The sequence below is a fragment of the Fangia hongkongensis FSC776 = DSM 21703 genome (assembly GCF_000379445.1).
Lineage (GTDB): Bacteria > Pseudomonadota > Gammaproteobacteria > Francisellales > Francisellaceae > Fangia > Fangia hongkongensis.
This window is the reverse complement of sequence record NZ_KB902273.1, coordinates 1-18,604: the sequence shown is the minus strand read 5'-3', so window position 1 is coordinate 18,604 and position 18,604 is coordinate 1. Positions and strand designations below refer to the sequence as shown.

Annotated in this window: 14 protein-coding genes; 12 read left to right on the top strand and 2 right to left on the bottom strand. The window is 38.8% G+C overall.

Translation table 11 applies throughout. The features are described from left to right. Nucleotides 1-140 precede the first annotated feature (140 nt). The 11 genes from A37Q_RS0112345 (at nucleotide 141) to A37Q_RS0112295 (ending at nucleotide 15,460) form a co-directional block, all read left to right on the top strand. Nucleotides 141-1,091 carry a hypothetical protein gene (locus A37Q_RS0112345; protein ID WP_018300593.1) on the top strand — a complete coding sequence of 317 codons (951 nt, stop codon included), beginning with the start codon at nucleotides 141-143 and terminating at the stop codon, nucleotides 1,089-1,091. A 319-nt stretch (nucleotides 1,092-1,410) separates the two neighbouring features. After that, entirely contained in the window at nucleotides 1,411-3,081 is a 1,671-nt protein-coding gene (locus tag A37Q_RS15465) for a peptide ABC transporter substrate-binding protein (protein ID WP_018300592.1), read from the top strand. 164 nt (nucleotides 3,082-3,245) lie between these two features. Continuing rightward, nucleotides 3,246-4,184: an ABC transporter permease gene (locus A37Q_RS0112335; protein WP_018300591.1), complete on the top strand. Its 939-nt coding sequence runs from the start codon at nucleotides 3,246-3,248 to the stop codon at nucleotides 4,182-4,184. Between the two features lie 11 nt (nucleotides 4,185-4,195). Next, the gene (locus A37Q_RS0112330; RefSeq protein ID WP_018300590.1) at nucleotides 4,196-5,131 is read left to right on the top strand and encodes an ABC transporter permease; all 936 of its coding nucleotides are present in this window, start codon (nucleotides 4,196-4,198) and stop codon (nucleotides 5,129-5,131) included. Nucleotides 5,132-5,142: 11 nt separating this feature from the next. After that, a complete protein-coding gene (locus tag A37Q_RS0112325) occupies nucleotides 5,143-6,132 on the top strand; it encodes an ABC transporter ATP-binding protein (protein ID WP_018300589.1) in 990 nt (329 codons plus the stop codon). After that, nucleotides 6,129-7,109 (top strand): murein tripeptide/oligopeptide ABC transporter ATP binding protein OppF, encoded by a 981-nt coding sequence (gene oppF / locus A37Q_RS0112320; RefSeq protein ID WP_018300588.1) that lies wholly within the window; start codon nucleotides 6,129-6,131, stop codon nucleotides 7,107-7,109. Before A37Q_RS0112325 ends, oppF begins: the two co-directional genes overlap by 4 nt. A 53-nt stretch (nucleotides 7,110-7,162) precedes the next feature. Beyond that, entirely contained in the window at nucleotides 7,163-8,845 is a 1,683-nt protein-coding gene (locus tag A37Q_RS0112315) for a peptide ABC transporter substrate-binding protein (RefSeq protein WP_018300587.1), read from the top strand. Nucleotides 8,846-8,931: 86 nt separating this feature from the next. Beyond that, nucleotides 8,932-10,602, top strand: coding sequence for a peptide ABC transporter substrate-binding protein (locus tag A37Q_RS15460; RefSeq protein ID WP_051074493.1), 1,671 nt, complete (start codon nucleotides 8,932-8,934; stop codon nucleotides 10,600-10,602). A 103-nt stretch (nucleotides 10,603-10,705) separates the two neighbouring features. Continuing rightward, complete coding sequence (locus tag A37Q_RS15455; RefSeq protein ID WP_018300585.1) at nucleotides 10,706-12,376, top strand: peptide ABC transporter substrate-binding protein; 1,671 nt, start codon at nucleotides 10,706-10,708, stop codon at nucleotides 12,374-12,376. A gap of 76 nt (nucleotides 12,377-12,452) precedes the next feature. After that, on the top strand, nucleotides 12,453-14,108 hold the full coding sequence (locus A37Q_RS15450; protein ID WP_018300584.1) for a peptide ABC transporter substrate-binding protein: 1,656 nt from the start codon (nucleotides 12,453-12,455) through the stop codon (nucleotides 14,106-14,108). Between the two features lie 203 nt (nucleotides 14,109-14,311). Then, nucleotides 14,312-15,460 carry an FYVE zinc finger domain-containing protein gene (locus tag A37Q_RS0112295; protein WP_018300583.1) on the top strand — a complete coding sequence of 383 codons (1,149 nt, stop codon included), beginning with the start codon at nucleotides 14,312-14,314 and terminating at the stop codon, nucleotides 15,458-15,460. A gap of 23 nt (nucleotides 15,461-15,483) precedes the next feature. Here the strand turns inward: A37Q_RS0112295 and A37Q_RS0112290 are convergent, their stop codons facing one another. Continuing rightward, nucleotides 15,484-16,125, bottom strand: a complete 642-nt coding sequence (locus A37Q_RS0112290) for an RraA family protein (protein WP_018300582.1) — start codon at nucleotides 16,123-16,125, stop codon at nucleotides 15,484-15,486. A gap of 243 nt (nucleotides 16,126-16,368) precedes the next feature. Here A37Q_RS0112290 and A37Q_RS0112285 point away from each other — a divergent pair, with 243 nt between their 5' ends. Next, the gene (locus tag A37Q_RS0112285; RefSeq protein WP_154648701.1) at nucleotides 16,369-18,189 is read left to right on the top strand and encodes a PI-PLC domain-containing protein; all 1,821 of its coding nucleotides are present in this window, start codon (nucleotides 16,369-16,371) and stop codon (nucleotides 18,187-18,189) included. 161 nt (nucleotides 18,190-18,350) lie between these two features. Here the strand turns inward: A37Q_RS0112285 and A37Q_RS0112280 are convergent. Continuing rightward, nucleotides 18,351-18,604: IS1 family transposase (locus A37Q_RS0112280; protein WP_018300580.1), on the bottom strand; the 254-nt coding region annotated here is incomplete at its 5' end.

Sequence of the window (18,604 nt, the reverse complement as noted above, 5' to 3'; positions counted from 1 at the left end):
TATTTTATTCAGTTTTTGCTGTAATTTTATTTTAAATAGTAAAAATATGAATCATTATAAGTATTGAAAATATTCTTAAGACCAGGTGGCAGTTGTACAAGGGGGTTAACAACAAATCCACTAAAAATTAGGAAGGTGGAATGTTAACGAATAGTAAAAGAATATTATCAGTGATGGCACTTATGGGACTGTCAGGCTCCAGTTTTGCGATTGAAAGTACTATGGAGCAGAGTGATTTGCCATATTATGCTGTGGTGCCTGGGACGGGATATTATGCAAAGACAGGTCAGTTTAAAATTGATAATTTAACTTTTGATACTGACAAAATGGGTTCATTTTTACGTCAAGACGCATCAGGCTCTACTTTTATTGTCAATGAGTTAAATTCAAATTTTGACTCATTTGCGCGCTCAGGTGGGACAAATATTGATATCAATACAAGCTTTCAGTATATTTTTCTCAAGGCTACTTTTGGTTTTAGTACAAAGCTGGCTCATAAAATCTCTGGTGCAAACCTTGGTTTGAAAGGAACATTTAGCCGTATTTCAGATGGGATAAAACTTTCTTTTAAAGCTGCAAGCACTTCTCCCAGTGAGCTTGAAAGTATGATGCTCGAGCGCTTTAAATCTGATGTTGAGAAGGTAAAAAAAGATCCAAGCTATTCAGTGATTTTTTATGAGCGCTATGGTGATTATTTTGTGTCAGGCGTTGATTTATGGAATTACTCAACAGCCAACTATACATTGACAACCCATACCCCAAAAAGTGCTTTTAGCATGATCGCTGGTGTCAGCATGGATACAACTGCTTCGGCTTTCAATGTAGTGGGCGGTGGCATTAAAGTGAATGCTGAAGCTTGGGGAGGAAATCAGGTCGTTTGTATGAATAATAGTAGCCATGAGTATCAAAGCTTTTGGTGTGATATTCCCCCCGGGAAGAGTGAAGTTGATGGGGCTGAAGATGGGCGCTTATATTTATATCCACTTAATTTATCCACATTGCCAAAAAGCATGAAGGTGACTATTCCACCGGTATTTCCTGATATGCCCTATGAGATGATTAATAAGCTAAAAGAATCATTAAATGAGTAAGTAGTTTAATTACATTTTCTTATCAGCAAATAAAAATTTTTCGTGACAAACTCAAAAGAAACTCATAATCTAATTGGGTGATGAATGAAGCTGCTTTGTGTTATTACCAGTTTACTTACTGGTTTTCAAGGCAGAGGGACTGTGTGAATATTCCAATCGTGATTTTGTGGTTGGTATAAGGGATTATGAGGCTTAGATATAGGGATATTTTGCGCCATATTGAAGATTTAGACTCCTATGGAAGAAGGCTAAACGGGGGATGTGTGCGATTTCATGCAGAAAGTAAAACAATTAAACATTAAAAACAGGGGAAGGGATTATGGGAATGAAAAAAACAGCTTTAATTATGCTAGGCGCAGGGGCACTGTCGTTAACGCTTGCAGGGTGTGGCTCAAACCAATCAGATCAAAATAGTGCAAAATCATCTGCAAATACATATGCACCAGCAGGTAAAGATACACTTGTGCGCGGTAATGGCTCAGAGCCTGATTCGCTTGATCCAATTCATGCACAAACAAATGTGTCAGCAAGTATATTATATGATATTGGTGAGGGACTTTTATCAGAGGATCAAAGCAACAAACCTGTACCGGGTGTGGCAAAATCATGGAAAGTCTCAGATGATGGTCTTGTCTATACTTTTCATCTTCGTGAAGATGCAAAATGGTCTAATGGTGAACCGGTCACAGCAGCGGATTTTGTTTATGCATTCAAGCGAGCAGTCAATCCAAAAAATGCTGCCGAAATGGGTTATAAACTTGCCCCAATTGAAAATGCTCAAGCCATTATGGATAGCAAAAAACCGGTATCATCTTTGGGTGTCAAAGCGCTTAATAGCCATACGTTAGAGATTAAACTAGATCATCCGGTATATTACTTTTTAAGTATTATGACTGATCCTGTTTCCTATCCTGTTTACATCAAAGGCGTGAAAAAATACGGTGCCAGTTTCTTTACCCCAGAGCATTATGTCTCTAATGGTGCATATTATCTAAAAGAATGGATTCAAAATGGCCATATTACCGTCACTAAAAACCCATATTATTGGGATGCAAAGAATGTTCATATTAAAAATGTAAAATTCTTGCCAATTGTCGATAGAATGTCTGCTTATAATGCCTATGCATCGGGTCAGCTTGATTATGTGATGTATGTACCAACAGGGAACCTTCCGTCAATCAAAAGGAAATTTGGCACGCAATTGAAATCAACCGAGTGGTTGGATATGGAGTATTTAGACTTCAATTTATTAAAACCACCGTTTAAAGATAATGTGAAACTGAGAAAAGCGCTTTCGCTGGTGATTAACCGACAAGATTTAGTGAAATATGTCACTCAAGCAGGAGATATTCCACTTTATAGTTTCTTCCCAAGTAGTATTGAAAATGGCATTTATAGCGATGTTCAATACAAATGGAGCACTTGGCCAATGCAAAAGCGCATTGAACTTGCCAAGAAGCTTTATAAAGAAGCCGGTTATTCTAAAGAAAACCCGCTTGAAATTTCGATTGAATATAATACAGATATCACCCACAAAAAAGTGATGGAGGCGATTGCTCAGATGTGGAAGCAGACTCTGGGTGTGGACTCTACGCTTGCAAACTCTGAGTTTAAAGTGTTTTTAAAAGTCAGACAGTCACATGACTTTCAAGGTGTTGCCCGTGATGGATGGGTAGCTGATTTCAATGCAATTGATAACTTTGCCTCTATGTGGACTTGTAATAATCCACAAAATAACGCAGGGTACTGTAATCCTGAGTATGATAAGCTGATTGCTGAAGGGCAAAAGCAAAGATCTCCAGAAGCTGCAAAACCTTATTACACTGAAGCAATGGAAATTGCGATGAAGGACTATCCAATTGTTCCACTTTTTTCAAATGCAGTTGTTCATCTTGTCAAACCTTATGTACAAAACTACCAAATGGAAACGAATCATTTGGATCATGTTTATGATAAATGGTTCTCATTTGAGTACAAAAAACAGTCTTGATATTAAATAAATAGTTGTGCCCGAGATATCTGCATGATATAAAAGAATGGCAGGCTCATTTTATAATATGCTTTGATAACATGCCAAGATAGATTGGTATGTTACGCTGGCTTGTCTATGACTAATCGTATAAAGTGTTTGAGGGTTTAAGATGAGGAAAGTCTATGTTTAGTTATATATTACGGCGACTGGGAGGGGCAATTCCAACGCTTTTTGCAGTCATTTTAATTAGTTTTCTGATGGTGCATATGACACCCGGGGATCCCTTTGCCACGGAGAGAGCACTCCCACCTGAAGTGTTAAAACAGCTTCATCATCAATATCATTTAGATTTACCATTGTGGCAGCAGTTTTTGTATTATTTAAATGATTTAATCCATGGAAATCTAGGGTATTCATTTAAATATCAAGGCCAGTCGATTAATCATTTGGTCTTTCCAACAGGTGGCCAAGGTGGATTTTGGGTGTCTGTTCAACTTGGTGTGTTCAGTATTATTGTTGCGAGTATCTTTGGTGTTATTTTTGGTATTTTCTCAGCGCTAACACGCAATACGAAAGTAGGCTTTATTGATCATGCTATTAGCATTATTGCCATGCTATTTATTTCAACACCAATTGTTGTAACCGCGCCTTTAGCTGTACTTATTTTTGCCGTGTTACTTGGCTGGTTTCCAGCCGGTGGTTGGGGATCTTGGAGTGATCTTGTTTTGCCTGTTATTGTCCTTGCTATCCCTTATATTGCCATTATCACGCAAATTACCAGAAGTAGTTTGATTGAGATTATGAGCTCACCATTTATCCGTACGGCAAAGGCCAAAGGTTTATCAATGCCAAGGATTGTATGGAAGCACGCACTCAAGCCATCACTTATGCCAGTTGTATCGTTCTTAGGTCCAGCTGTTGCTGGAATTTTAACAGGTTCGGTGGTGGTTGAAACCGTATTCACTATCCCGGGGATTGGTGTTCAGGTGGTTCAAGGTGCAACCAACCGAGATTATAACCTCGTATTAGCACTGACAATTATCTACAGCCTTTTGGTGATTATTTTCAACTTGGTCGTTGATATTATCTACGCCTTTTTAGATCCAAAAATTCGATACTAGGAGGCGGTTCAATGGCAAAAAGTTTTACATTAAATCAAAAAAAGAAAAATGCAGATTTTCTAGAGAAAGTTGCAAATGGCTCACATGAAAAGGCATTTAAGGGGCGAAGCTTATACTATGATGCATGGCTTCGCTTTAAGAAAAATAAAGTAGCTATGATCAGTCTTGTTGTTTTATTTTTGATCGTTTTGGCAGTGATTGTGTTGCCTTGGTTTTCACCTTATACTTATGCACATCAAAATTTACTTCAAGTCTATCAAGCACCAAGCTCAGAGCATTGGTTTGGAACCGATTCTTTAGGGCGGGATGTATTTACCCGTGTCATGGTCGGCGGTAGAATTACCCTAGAGATAGGCTTTGTCGCGACGCTTGTCAGTGTGGTGATCGGCACGTTAGTTGGCGCAACAGCAGGCTTTTTCGGTGGCAAAATTGATAATATCCTGATGCGCATAGTCGATGTGCTTTATGGGTTGCCATTTATGTTTTTTGCGATCTTATTGGTGACATTATTTGGGCGCAACTTTATTTTGGTCTTTATTGCGATTGGTGCGGTAAGTTGGCTTGATATGGCGCGTGTTGTGCGCGGGCAGACCCTTGGGCTTAAGAACAAAGAGTTTATTGAAGCGGCGTATGTGTGTGGTGTGAAAGAGAGCACCATTATTACGCGCCACATTGTGAGAAACTTAATTGGTATTATTGCTGTATATATTACACTGACTGTTCCTGTTGTGATTATGACAGCTGCATTTTTAAGCTTTTTAGGACTTGGGGTTCAACCACCAATGACAGATTGGGGAGGGTTAATCAGTGATGGTGTGCAGGTGATTGCATTTAATTACTGGTGGCTTTTAGTGATTCCTTCTATCTTCCTAACGGTAACACTTTTGTGTTTTAACTTTGTCGGCAACGGGTTACGCGATGCCTTAGATCCACGTGAACATCGTTAAGGGGGAAAGTTATGTCACTATTAGAAGTTAAAGATTTAAATGTACAATTTAAAACAAATGATGGCTTGATCAGCGCAGTTAATCAGATTAATTTTACTTTAAATGAAGGTGAAACCTTGGGCATTGTGGGTGAGTCAGGCTCTGGAAAAAGTCAAACTGTACTTGCACTTATGGGGCTATCAGCTTCCAATGCCGTTGTATCAGGTTCAGTAAAACTAAATGGCAAAGAGCTTATCGGAATGCCAACAAAGGCACTCAATCAAATACGTGGAGATGAAGTATCGATGATCTTTCAAGATCCGATGACTTCTCTTAATCCTTATATCACGGTTGAAGCTCAGCTGTCTGAGACCATGATGATCCATCAAAACTGCTCTAAAGCCGAGGCAAGAAAGCATGCCATTGAAATGCTGGATGCGGTACATATTCCTGATGCAGCGAATCGTGTGAAGCTTTATCCTCATGAGTTTTCAGGGGGAATGCGACAACGTGTGATGATTGCGATGGCACTTATGTGTAAGCCGAAGCTATTGGTTGCAGATGAGCCAACGACCGCGCTTGATGTGACAGTGCAGGCACAAATTCTGAAGCTGTTAAAAGAGCTTCAGAATGAGTTTAAGATGGCAACGATTTTAATTACCCATGATATTGGTGTGGTTGCAGGGGCTTGTGATCGTGTGATGGTGATGTATGGTGGCTCTCCAGTTGAATCTGCAGACATTGATGATTTATTTGCCAATTACTACCATCCTTATACCTCAGGACTCATGGCCGCGACGCCAAGAGTTGACTTGCCTACAGCAAAATTGCAGGCTATTCCGGGTGAGCCGCCTGATCTATCCCATTTGCCAGTAGGTTGTGCTTTTTCGCCAAGATGTCCAAGAGCAACGGAAAAGTGTACGGAGAAAAAGCCTGTTCTTGAAGATATGCATGATAAGCATCCTCACTATGTTGCTTGCTTTCATGCTAAAGAAACTGCAAATGAGGGAGTTCAGCCATGAGTGAAGGTGCATTATTAAGTATCAGCGATTTAAAGGTTCATTTTCCACTTAAAAAATCATGGCCATGGCAACAAACTAAGTATGTCAAAGCAGTTGATGGTGTTTCCTTTGAAGTGAAAAAAGGTGAGACGCTTGGTATTGTGGGAGAGTCTGGTTGTGGCAAATCAACGCTCATTCGAGCCATTGTTGGACTTGTTGGCGCAACAGAGGGACGAGTTATTTGGGCTGGAAAAGATCTAACTGCACTTAAAAACAAAAAATCGTGGCAGCCTGTTAGAAAAGACATACAAATGGTATTTCAGGATCCATTTGCCTCATTAAATCCAAGAATTACCATTGGCAATATTATTGCAGAGCCATTAAAAGTACATGAGCCAAAACTCTCAGCAAGTGAGAGGAGAAAACGGGTTGAGGAGATGATGAAAATGGTGGGCTTATCGCCTAAGCACATCAACCGCTATCCACATCAGTTTTCAGGTGGACAATGTCAGCGCGTTGGTATTGCAAGGGCGCTGATTTTGCGCCCCTCCATTCTTGTTTGTGATGAGCCAGTCAGTGCACTTGATGTCTCAATTCAGGCGCAGGTAGTCAACTTATTAAAAGAGCTACAGCAAACCCTTGGCTTAACCATTTTGTTTATTGCACATAATTTAAGTGTGGTAAAGCATATTTCGGATCGCATTATGGTGATGTACTTAGGTAATGTCATGGAGGTTGGAGAATCAAAATCGCTTTGTGATAATCCCTCCCACCCTTATACAAAGGCGCTTCTGTCTGCTGTGCCTTTGCCTGATCCTGAGCTCGAGCGTAACAAGAAAATTCAAATTCTAGAGGGGGATTTACCGTCTCCGATTAATCCACCCTCTGGCTGTGTTTTTCGTACACGCTGCCCAATTGCAGATGGAAGTTGTGCTGAGGATAAACCGAAGCTTCATCATTTGTTTGATACACGCGAGGCAGCTTGTATTAAAATTTAGACTTTTGTTGCATCTAATCTATACTCAAAATACGGTGAATGATGAGAATTTAGATGCAATATCTTTTATATATTCAAAAGTATTTTTATATATTTTCCTTGGCAGTAGTAGGTTTACTTATTACCTCTTGTGCTGATGAAAAGCACGAGGTTATTACAAAGGTTCCAGAAGGTAAAACTACAATTAATATTGGTGTTGGTGCTGAAGTGGCAACACTTGATCCGGCATTAATTGCAGATGCAGTTTCGATGCGTGTGGCTTCTGATTTATTTGAAGGCTTAACGGTGTTGGATCAAAATAACAAAGTTTCTCCCGGCGTTGCTTCTTATTGGGATATTTCAAAAGATGGGCTGACTTATACTTTTCATTTAAGGGAAAATGCCAAGTGGTCAAATGGTGAACCTGTAACAGCGGATGATTTTGTTTATAGTTTCCAGCGAATTGTCGATCCTAAAACTGCTTCACCATTTGGCGCTATTTTTCTTGATGCCATTGTCAATGCTGAGGCAATTATTACAGGGAAATTGCCAAAAGATCACTTAGGTATAAAAGCAATAAATGATAAAACACTTATGATTACCCTAAAGCATCCGCAGATTTATTTTCTTGATATCTTAGCAATAATAACCTTTGTTCCAGTTCATAAAAAAACGGTTGAGAGATATGCGGAGAATTGGGCAACTTCTGGGAAAATTGTCTCAAATGGGGCCTACAATTTAGATGAGTGGGTGGAGAATGGCTATATTAGTGCGACAAAAAATTCCCAGTACTGGGGTCAAGAAAGTGTCAAAATCAGCAAAGTAAAGTACTTGCCAATTGGCGATGCAACCGCTGAGTTTAATCAATTTCGCTCAGGCGAGATTGATATTACCTTTACAGTGCCTGCAGGGGTGGGCAAAAAAGAGTATCAAAAAACCTTTGGTAGATCATTTTACAATGTGCCGTTATTAGCATCTTACTACTATTGGTATAACATGAAAAATAGCGCATTTAGTGATATGCGTGTCAGAAAAGCACTGACAATGGTCTTGGGTAGAGAGGAAATTACCACTGATATTCTTCGGATGGGAGAGACGCCAAGCTATAACATCCTGCCAAATAATATTGAGGATGGTGCCTATAAAAACTTTTATACAACATTATCTGAATATGACTGGGTAAACTGGCCTCTTGAAAAACGCCAAAAAGTAGCCAAAAAGCTTTTGATACAGGCAGGATATAATGCGGAAAACCCCTTGAGGTTTAATATCTTATACCCAACTTCAGGTGGTGGAGGCACTGGTATATCCTTGATATTGAATGAAGCGATTATAGGTCAATGGCAGGAAGCTTTCGGTGGTTTAATTGATGTTAAGTTAGATAATGAGGAATTTAAGGTATATATTCAAACAATGCAATCTAAAGAGTTTGATTTTTCCTATGCGGGTTGGACAGCAGATTTTAATGAAGCCAGCGATTTTTTACAGAACCTGGTCTGTAATAGCAGTAATAATGATGCCAATATTTGTGATAAAAACCTTGATCGGGCGTATCACTTAGGTGTAAAAGCGCCAGATATCAAAACCTATCGGCATTATATGAAAGAGGCGCTTCGCATTTCAATGCTAAACTATTACATTTTACCAGTTTATAGTTATACCTATTCATTTTTAATGCAGGGCTACATAGGTGGTTATGATCCTAAGCATAACTCGTTAAATGTGGTATATACAAAATGGATGCATTTTAAACACTAAAAGTAACCAGAATAACACCCCTTCTCAACTTCTTTAAAATCTCGTATAGTTTGTTTTTCAAGACAGATTAGGGAATAGAAGATAAGATGGGAAAATACCTTTTAAGGATGCAACTTAAGTGGCTAAAGCGCCTTTTTATGCCAGTAGTATATGCTTTATTCATTATAGGGCTAAATGCCTGTGGCAATCATAGTACTAATAAAGTAGATCAAAGAAAAAACACGCTTGTTATCGGTAATGGCGCGGGAGAAGTGCCGACGCTTGATCCTGGCAAGTGGAGTGATACTACATCACTTCGCGTTTTGCATGATTTATTTGAAGGGCTTGTTTTTGAAAATCAAAAAGATGAAGTATTGCCGGGAATTGCTAAATCTTGGGATATTTCAAAAGATGGAAAAACCTATATCTTCCATTTAAGAGATGATGCCAAGTGGTCAAATGGCAAATCTGTAACTGCTCAAGATTTTGTTTATGCCTTTAAGCGCAATATTAACCCTAAAACCGGTGCCCAGCAGCTAGATGTCTTTCGTCCGATTGTGAATGCAAATGCCATTATTGCTGGTAAGAAATCCGCTGATACATTAGCCATTAAGGCGCTGAATAAAAACACCTTGGAAATTAAGCTGGCCTATCCATATCCTTATTTTATTCCATCACTTTTAAACCCAATTACCTATCCACTTTATCAGCCTGCTATAGAAAAGTGGGGAAATGGTTGGATACAAGTTGGGAAGATGGTATCCAATGGACCTTATGAGTTAAAACAGTGGATTCCAAATGGTCATATTCTGGTGAGTAAGAGTCCATACTATTGGCAAAAAGACAAAGTAAAAATTCAGAATGTAAAGTTTATGCCCATGACGCCACAAGCAGAATATAGTCAGTTTATGGCAAATCAGATTGATATGACCTACACCGTGCCGACAGGAATATCAAAAGAGCAGTTAAAAGCACAATTTGGTGATGAGTTTTATAATGTTCCAATGCTTGGTACCTATTTTTATTGGTTTAATATGCAAGCAAAAGGGGTGGATAAGCTTGAAGTAAGAAAGGCATTAACAATGAGCGTAGATCGTAAGCTTATTGTTGATAAAATTTTAAAGCTCGGACAAACGCCACTTTATGGTCAAGTACCGCCACAAATTCAAGAAGGTGCATTTAAGGATCTTTATAAGGATGTAGCAGGGTATGCTTGGGTTGATTGGTCCATCTCTAAGCGAATTCAAGTAGCAAAAGAGATGTTAAAAAAGGCCGGATATTCTCAAGAAAACCCCTTACAAATCACCATCAGTTTTAACACCCAAGATGGTCATAAGCTGATTGCTGAGGCAATCTCTGAGATGTGGAAAAAAGCTTTTGGATCACTCATTGAAGTCACGCTTTTGAATGAAGAGTGGAAAGTATATCTGCAAACGTTACAAAGGGGAAATTACCAAGTTGGTCGCATGGGTGGGATTGCAACTTTAAATACTGCGGGCAATTTTGTTGAGAGTTATCTGTGCCATAATGCGGGGAATTATGGTGGTTACTGTAACAAAAAGCTTGATCAGTATTATCTGCAATCGATGCATTCCCTAAAAGCAAAAGAAGCAGATGACTACATGAAAAAAGCACTGGAAATTTCAATGGGTGATTATGTTACCTTGCCAATTTACAGTTATACCTATAGCCGGCTGGTTAAGCGTTATGTTGGCGGTTATCATCCAAAAGAAAACTATATGGATGATACCTATAGTAAGTGGTTTTACTTTAAGTAATTGCTGACAAGCGCGTTTTGAAAATGTGTGTTTATATGATAGATTAATGAATGAGTCAAACAGGGGGACTTATTGATTTTTATTGGATAGAGAAGGAGAAAAGATGAATTGCGTCAAAAATATATTGCGTATTGGAGCAGGTGTTGCTCTGGCACTGTCGCTTGTAGCCTGTGGCAGCGGCAATAAAGAGGGCAGCTCAAGCTCAAGTGCTAGCACGTTACCAGCAGGGAAAAGTGCACTGAATGTTGCTTTGGGTGAGAATATCCCGACGATTGACCCTGCGCTTATTAGTGATACAACTTCAGCGCGTGTGGCGTATGATTTATTTGAGGGACTTATCTCTGAAGATCAAAATAACAATCCGGTTCCGGGCGTTGCCAAATCTTGGAAGATATCTGATGATGGACTTGTGTACACCTTTTTTCTAAGAGAGGATGCCAAGTGGTCAAATGGCAAACCTGTGACCGCTGAAGATTTTGTTTTTGCCTTAGAGCGCTCAGTGACGCCAAAGACAACTGCAGTGATGGGGGTGTATTTAAATGCGATTAAAAATGCAACGGAGATTCTTGCCGGTAAAAAGGATCCGAGCACGCTAGGGGTTAAAGCAATTAACAAGACAACTTTAGAGATTACACTTGCTCATCCGCAGCCATTTTTCTTGTCCGTGATGGCGCAATCAATTGCCTATCCTGTCTATCCGCCAGTAGTGAAAAAGTATGGGAAATCTTGGATTTTACCAGAGCATATTGTCACAAATGGTGCTTATAAGCTTAAAACATGGGTGACAAACGGCGTGATGACTGTGGTTAAAAACCCATATTACTGGGATGCCAAAAACGTCAAGATTGAAACGGTTCACTTCTATCCGATTGCATCGCCGTCAGATGCCTATAACCAATATCGCTCTGGCCGTTTGGATATGACGTATACTTTGCCACAAAATACCACCAGTGAGCATTATAAAAAACAATATGGCGATCAATTTGTCAATGTGACGCAGTTGGGTACTTATTTCTATTGGATGAATGTTAAAAGGCCTGGACTTGATAAGCTTGATGTCAGAAAAGCGTTGACGATGAGTATTGATCGAAAAGCGATTGTGAATCATATCTTGCAGATGGGACAAACACCACTTTATGGAATTGTGCCAGATGGCATTCAAGATGGTATTTATGCTGATTTATATAAAAAATTGCCAAGTTATAATTGGGTTTCATGGTCAATGGATAAGCGTGATCAAGAGGCGCGAAAACTATTAGAAAAGGCTGGCTACTCTAAAGACAATCTACTTGAGATTACCATCTCTTACAATACTGATCCAACGCATCTATTAATCGTGCAAGCAATTGCTCAAATGTGGAATAGTGCCTTTGATGGTGCAGTAAAGGTGAAGATGTTAAATGAAGAGTGGAAGGTTTATCTGCAAACACTGAACAAAGGTAACTTTGAAATTGCAAGACAGGGGTGGATTGCAGATTACAACACAGCGAGCAACTTTGTCAGTATGTATGTTTGTGGCAGCTCCAGTAATCGTGGGCAGTTCTGTAACAAAAAGCTTGATCAATATTATTATGCGGGAATGGCTGCAACCAATACAAAGGTCTATGATGAAAATATGGCAAAAGCAATGGAAGTGGCAATGAATAACTATTATACCTTGCCGGTATATAATTATTCTTACTTCCGTTTGGTTAAGCCTTATGTTGGGGGGTATGACTACAGCGGAAATCACTTAGATCATATCTATTCAAAATGGCTTTATTTTAAGAGTTAACAAGGAGGCAAGTTATGTTTAATGATAAAAGGAGAATACGAAACTAGATCCGACAAATAAACAGGGGGAGGATATAATGAATAATAAACTTAAAGTCTTATCTTTGGCTTCACTGATGGCGCTTACAGGCTACGCGCTAACGGCGTGTTCAAAATCGCATGCCTCAGATAATACCAGTAAAGAGCACCAAAAAGTCCTTACAGTTGGTGTAGGGGCAGCTGTTCCAAAACTCGATCCGGGCATTTTATCAGATGTAAGCTCTGCGAGGGTCGCTTATGATCTTTTTGAGGGTCTTGTCACGATTAATCAAAATGATGAGATCATTCCAGCGGTAGCGAAGTCTTGGGATATTTCAAAAGATGGTAAAACCTATACTTTTCATTTAAGGCATAATGCCAAGTGGTCAAATGGGAAGCCTGTGACTGCTCATGACTTTGTTTATGCCTTTAGACGAAATTTAACGCCAACAACACCAAATTTATTTAATACGTTTTATAAGTCAATTGTCAATGCCCCTGAGGTGATGAAAGGCAAACTGCCAGCAAAAGTTCTTGGTGTGAAAGCGATTGATAAATGGACACTGCAATTTAAACTCTCACACCCTCAGCCGTATTTCTTGCAGCTGATGTTTATGCCATCATCTTATCCGCTTTATAAACCAGATTTGGATAAATATAAAGATACATGGGCTCAGGCTGGACATATGATATCAAATGGTGCTTATGAGCTTGTAGAGTGGATTCCAAATGGGCATATCTTGGTGAAGAAAAATCCATATTATTGGGATGCAAAAGATGTCAGAATTAATGAGGTGAAATACTTGCCGATTGTCAAACCTTCAGCAGAGTTGAATAACTTTGAAGCAGGCAGTTTGGATTTCACATGGGCAGTTCCTTTAGGGGAAAGTGCAAGCCATTATATGAAAAAATTTGGGGATGAGTTTCATAGTAACACTCAGCTTGGCAATGAGTATTTCTGGTTTAACTTTAAAGATCCAAACTTTGCCAAGCTAAAGGTCAGAAAAGCGCTTACAATGACAGTTGATCGAAAAGCGATTGTCAATAACGTTTTAAGAATGGGGCAAATGCCTTCATATACTGTGCTGCCAGCAGGGGTGCAAGGCGGACTTTATAAGGATGTCTATCAAGGAGCAAAGGGCTATCAGTGGGTAGATCAATCTATGAAGCAAAGAGCAAAAGAGGCAAGAGCGCTTCTTCATGAGGCAGGCTACTCCAGCGCACATCCATTAACCTTTACCATTTTATATGATACACAGCCGTGGAAAAAACGACTTGTTTTATCTGTGATTGGCATGTGGCAAAAGGCATTTGGTAAGATGATTAATGTCTCTATCATGAACCAAGAATGGAAAGTTTTCTTACAAAGCATGGATAATCACCAGTTCCAGATGGGGCTTTTGGACTGGAAAGCGGATTATAATGATGCCAGCGACTGGGTGGAACTTGTTACCTGTGGCAGTGGCAATAACTATGGTCAGTCTTGTAATATGAAAACAACAAAATATTTTGAAAAGGCGGTGAGTCAGCCGACTGAAAAGGCATCTATTCCTTATATGACAAAAGCCATCCATTCAGCAATGGAAGATTATGCAATTTTGCCGCTTTATGATATGGCATATGATCATTTGGTTAGCTCAGATGTTGGTGGTTATAACTCCAGTTACTCACATATGAATGTTGTGATGAGTAAGTGGTTGTATTTCAAACACTAATTCTGTTTGGGTGTTTTGATATTCAAGCTGGTTAGCAAATTATGTAGCTGGCTTGAATGTTGTCATTGAGACTTTTTATATTGCTGATTAAATAAGTACCAGATATTATCTTTTTAAATATTTCATTTGACAGCTCATGTGGATCTTATATCCTCTCTGACAAAATAAGGGATTATTAATAAAGTCATGTGTAAAGGAGAACTATGCCAAGATTACCCCTTAAAAAAGAAGATATTGTAGCATTTCGAAGTGATACAAGGCCTCCAGAGATAGTTTTTAAAGAAGGATTTCACCCAAAAGATCACGATAAAGTAATGAATTTTGGGATTGATGGTCAAGCAGCTCTTGATCTATTTGATACGCCAGAATATCGTGAGTATAACAATGATGTAAAACCTTCTACCGCTGTCTGTTTAAGCTTAAAACCCTCAGTTTGTCCTATTTTCCCTCTTAATCCATCTTCGCTGTGGTCAAACATGTATATCTATGCTGTTAAACTTGAGTATTCATCTAAGGTTAATGAAGTACAAAGATCAAGAGAAAGCCCTAATGCATTTGCTGAAGAAGTGGCAGCAAAAGTGGTTCCACCAGAAGATATTCTATTTGGAGTATATTGTGTTCGAAAAGGAAGCTTTGGTAATTTAATACGCACAATTGACGCTCTCGATGAGTTTCCTCCTCCTTATCCCCCAGCATTTATTGCCATTAAATCGCTGATATTTTGTTTGTCAGGTACCATTCATTATAATCTATCTACTCAAGAAAATAGTAAAGTGTGTAGAGAAGCAATACAGAAAATCAAAAAATATCAATTACAGGTATGGTCATCTCCCTCACCATATTTTGATGAGATTAAACATGAAAATTTTATTGATAAACTTTCTGATCAGCCGATGCAAATGAAAAGATCATGGCAGTTAGAATCTTATGTCGCAAACTGTCATATTTGTACAGAAAAGTTCTCTGCGAGCAATAATCTAATACATTGTAAAAGTTGTGGTGATCTTGTTTGTCAGCAGTGTTCAACAATGAGTATGCACCTGAAATCACCGATCTTACCACAAACGGGTACTGAAGATCTAAAAGCAAGGAATCAAAAGCTGTTTGCCCAGTATCAACAAACACCACCCAAGAAGCCAGATAGTAAACTCTTTAGGCGAAAAGGGAAGGAAGTTAGATACCCTGCACCACCAATGAACTCTATCCCTCTGCCACCGCCTGAGCCAATGTTAGATAGGAGTCATGATGTGTGTGATAAGTGCTATATATTCAAATCACTACATGAGAGAAAAAGGCCTCAAAGACTCTCTAGCCATAGCATAGCTGTGAGGCCAAGATCACAGTCTTTTTAATAGGTAATCATTGTAAGATATAACTACTGATTCCAAGCGGACTCTACTAATTGTCTGTGTGCGCTTTCCCATGCTTCAAATGATTGTTGCTGTTCTTTTTCTGCTCGCATTTGCGCTTGTTGTAATACTTCTTGTGCTTTACTCTGTGCAATGACAATAACTCCTTCCTCATCAGCAACGATGACATCACCGCGATTAACTGTAATTCCGCCACATACGACTGAGGTTGGAAACTCACTGGCATGCTTTCTGGTTCCGGCAATTGGGAAAATTCCTTTACTAAACACAGCAATACCGCTCGCGCGAACCTCATCAAGATCACGAATAACCCCATCAACAATGATTGCTGCAATGCCACGCTTTTTTGCTAACATTGCAAAGTTTCCACCCAGAACTGCATAATTATTGGCGTCGGATTTAACTACCAATACATCCCCAGGTTTAGCGAGGTAAACTGCTTTGTGTAATGATAAGATATCACCATCTGAACATTGTACTGGAAACGCAGGACCTGCAATTCTATCAATTTTCGGGACGATAGGACGAATATCAAATGCCATCGCCTGAACAGTGGGCTTCACATCAGCGAATATAGTGGGGCATATTTCTCTAAATAACTTGTAATCAGTGGTGCTCTTATTTGTAGTGTTGGTATTAAGTTTCATTTTTCTGAGTTCCCCCTACATTTTTTGGGACACTTATTTTTCACTTTACATTTTAAACCTAAATTGTTTTGGAGTCATCAATTTGTGGGTTGAATATCTCCGACATTTAAACATTGGTTAACAAAGCGCTAATAGTAGCAGTATTGATTTGTCTACTGCTATTTTGGCAGTAATATTTTCGAATTTTTTCCCTTACCATAATGGCTTAATAAGCGTGGTAGAGAAGATAAGAGAGAAGAATAAATGAATCTGTACAAATATATGATAGTAGGTTTGGGGAGTATAGGCTCACTTTACGCTATGGAGTATCATGATAATAGTGTTGAATTTGGTGGGCAAAATCTTTATATAAAGGGTGGAGCTTTTATCGTTAAAGACTTCAGTGTTACTAACGGCCAAGATCCTCACGGTGATATCTATAGAGGGCTTACTAAATATCTTTATGATATTAACCAAAAATATGGTGGTGGGAAATTCACTTTTCATGTCGGACGTCATCATTCAGGGCAGGTAGCAGATTGGTTTAATGGGATGTTAAGCCCATCTGATAGAAGCACATTTGGCCACAATGCAGGTGCTCTAAACTTTGCATTTGAAGGAGTACTTCGCCTTGATGCAGAAGATTTTTTAGGGTATGTTTCCCCTTATACTTTTCCCGATATCTTTTTAGCTCAAGGGCATTCAGGTACATCAAACAATTGGTGGTTTGGAGGCAAAACCTGTAAAAAACTATCTGGCAGTAATGGAGTAGATTGCGAGGGAAAAGATAAAAATGGTAAAGTAGTGCATCTGACCTTCTATCGTGGTGATAATTCGCTTAATGTTTATAGTATTACGGTTGCAAAACCAGATAGTCAGTTGTGTCTTTATAATGAGGCTTACTTCCAAGATATGAATATTTTATGGCAAGGAGTTGTGAGTAAACGACTTCATATTCCAAGCTTAGCTTCATATTGTGAATATATGGATAAGCGTTTAAACCTTAATGTACAAGTTATTTCGCCAGTTCAGGGAAGTATTAATATTGAGCAAAATAAAAGTAATCAAAAAAGGGCAAACTCAGCAATTCAAGTAAGCGAGTCTCTGGACTATGATGTTAGGTCAGGCTATGGAAGTAATTTTTATACTTTATATGACGCTCATGAATCAGGTGCTGATATTATGAATACAATGAGCTCTTGGATGGCATTTGTTCCCTACTATATCACACTTAATAATATCATTGTGCCAGGCAGTCATGATGCAGGGATGTCACAGACAAATCATTGTACTTTTATTGCAGATGGCTATGAAACAAAGACACAAATGTTCAATGTTGAAAAGCAAGCAGAAGCAGGTTCTCGATTTTTTGATCTGAGGATTGATTATGATCACGGTGAGCTTGTAACATATCACAGAGATAGCTCAAGTGGTGTTGGGTGTGGTGGTGAGCCATTAAAATCAGTGTTAAATGGTTTAAGTAAATTCCTGCATGCTCATCCAAGTGAGACGGTTATATTAAGCTTTACTCACACAAGAGATGATCATGGTCATCATGAAAGTGAAATTGCTCAAAAAGTGATTAATTTAATTTCTCGCTATCAGTCTGACCTATTCAAAGCAACTTCAAACGTTAGTTTGCCTTCGGTAACACTAGGAGAGGTACGAGGGAAAATGATAGCAACTTTTGGCTATGAATATCAAAAATTTATCAATGTCAAAAAGGGAATATTTGAGTATTGGGAAACCGATAAAGCATATGGGGGGCTTCCTGTGTATAACAGTTATAGTAACACTCTTAACTTTTCAAGAATGAAAAACGATCAGGAAAATAAGCTTTCACAACATGGTGGATTAAAAAAAGATTGGCTATTTTTACTGTCATGGACTTTGACCCCTAATTTAAATGAAGTCCTTGCAAATCAAGGAGATATTGAGCAAAATGCGGTGAGGGTAAATGCTCATTTACCCGAGGAGATTCATCAGCTTCAAGGTAAGGCAAGAGAACAGCGCCCAAATATCATTTATATTGATTTTATGGATCCAAGGCTTGCAAAATCAATTATCTCACTCAATTCTAGATAGAGCAGTCAGATGAAAAGATGTATGCCTATATTTCTTTTTGTAGCATTTGCATATTCATTATTTTCTTCTGGGTATGCAACAGTCACTATACGAGATAACATTGTGAAAGTAATCCCTAACACAAGAATGTTCCCACTATTGGTGGTGTTTCCCTTTGTCTTTTATATGTTTCTTCCCCATTCGACTCGATTGATGTAAAGACCAATCACAGCGTCATGCATAAACTCGCTTTTTGAAAAACAAATGCTCTTTCTAGCAAGCCTTTTAATCCTTGTCCTAAAGGTTAGAAACTTACGCTCAATCTTTTGTGTATTTCGCTTCCCTATCTCATGATATCTCTCAGGAATATATTTCGTGTAGCTGCCCCAGTCATCACTGAAAAAGCACTTTACCTTAAAATGCTGTAATGTTTTAA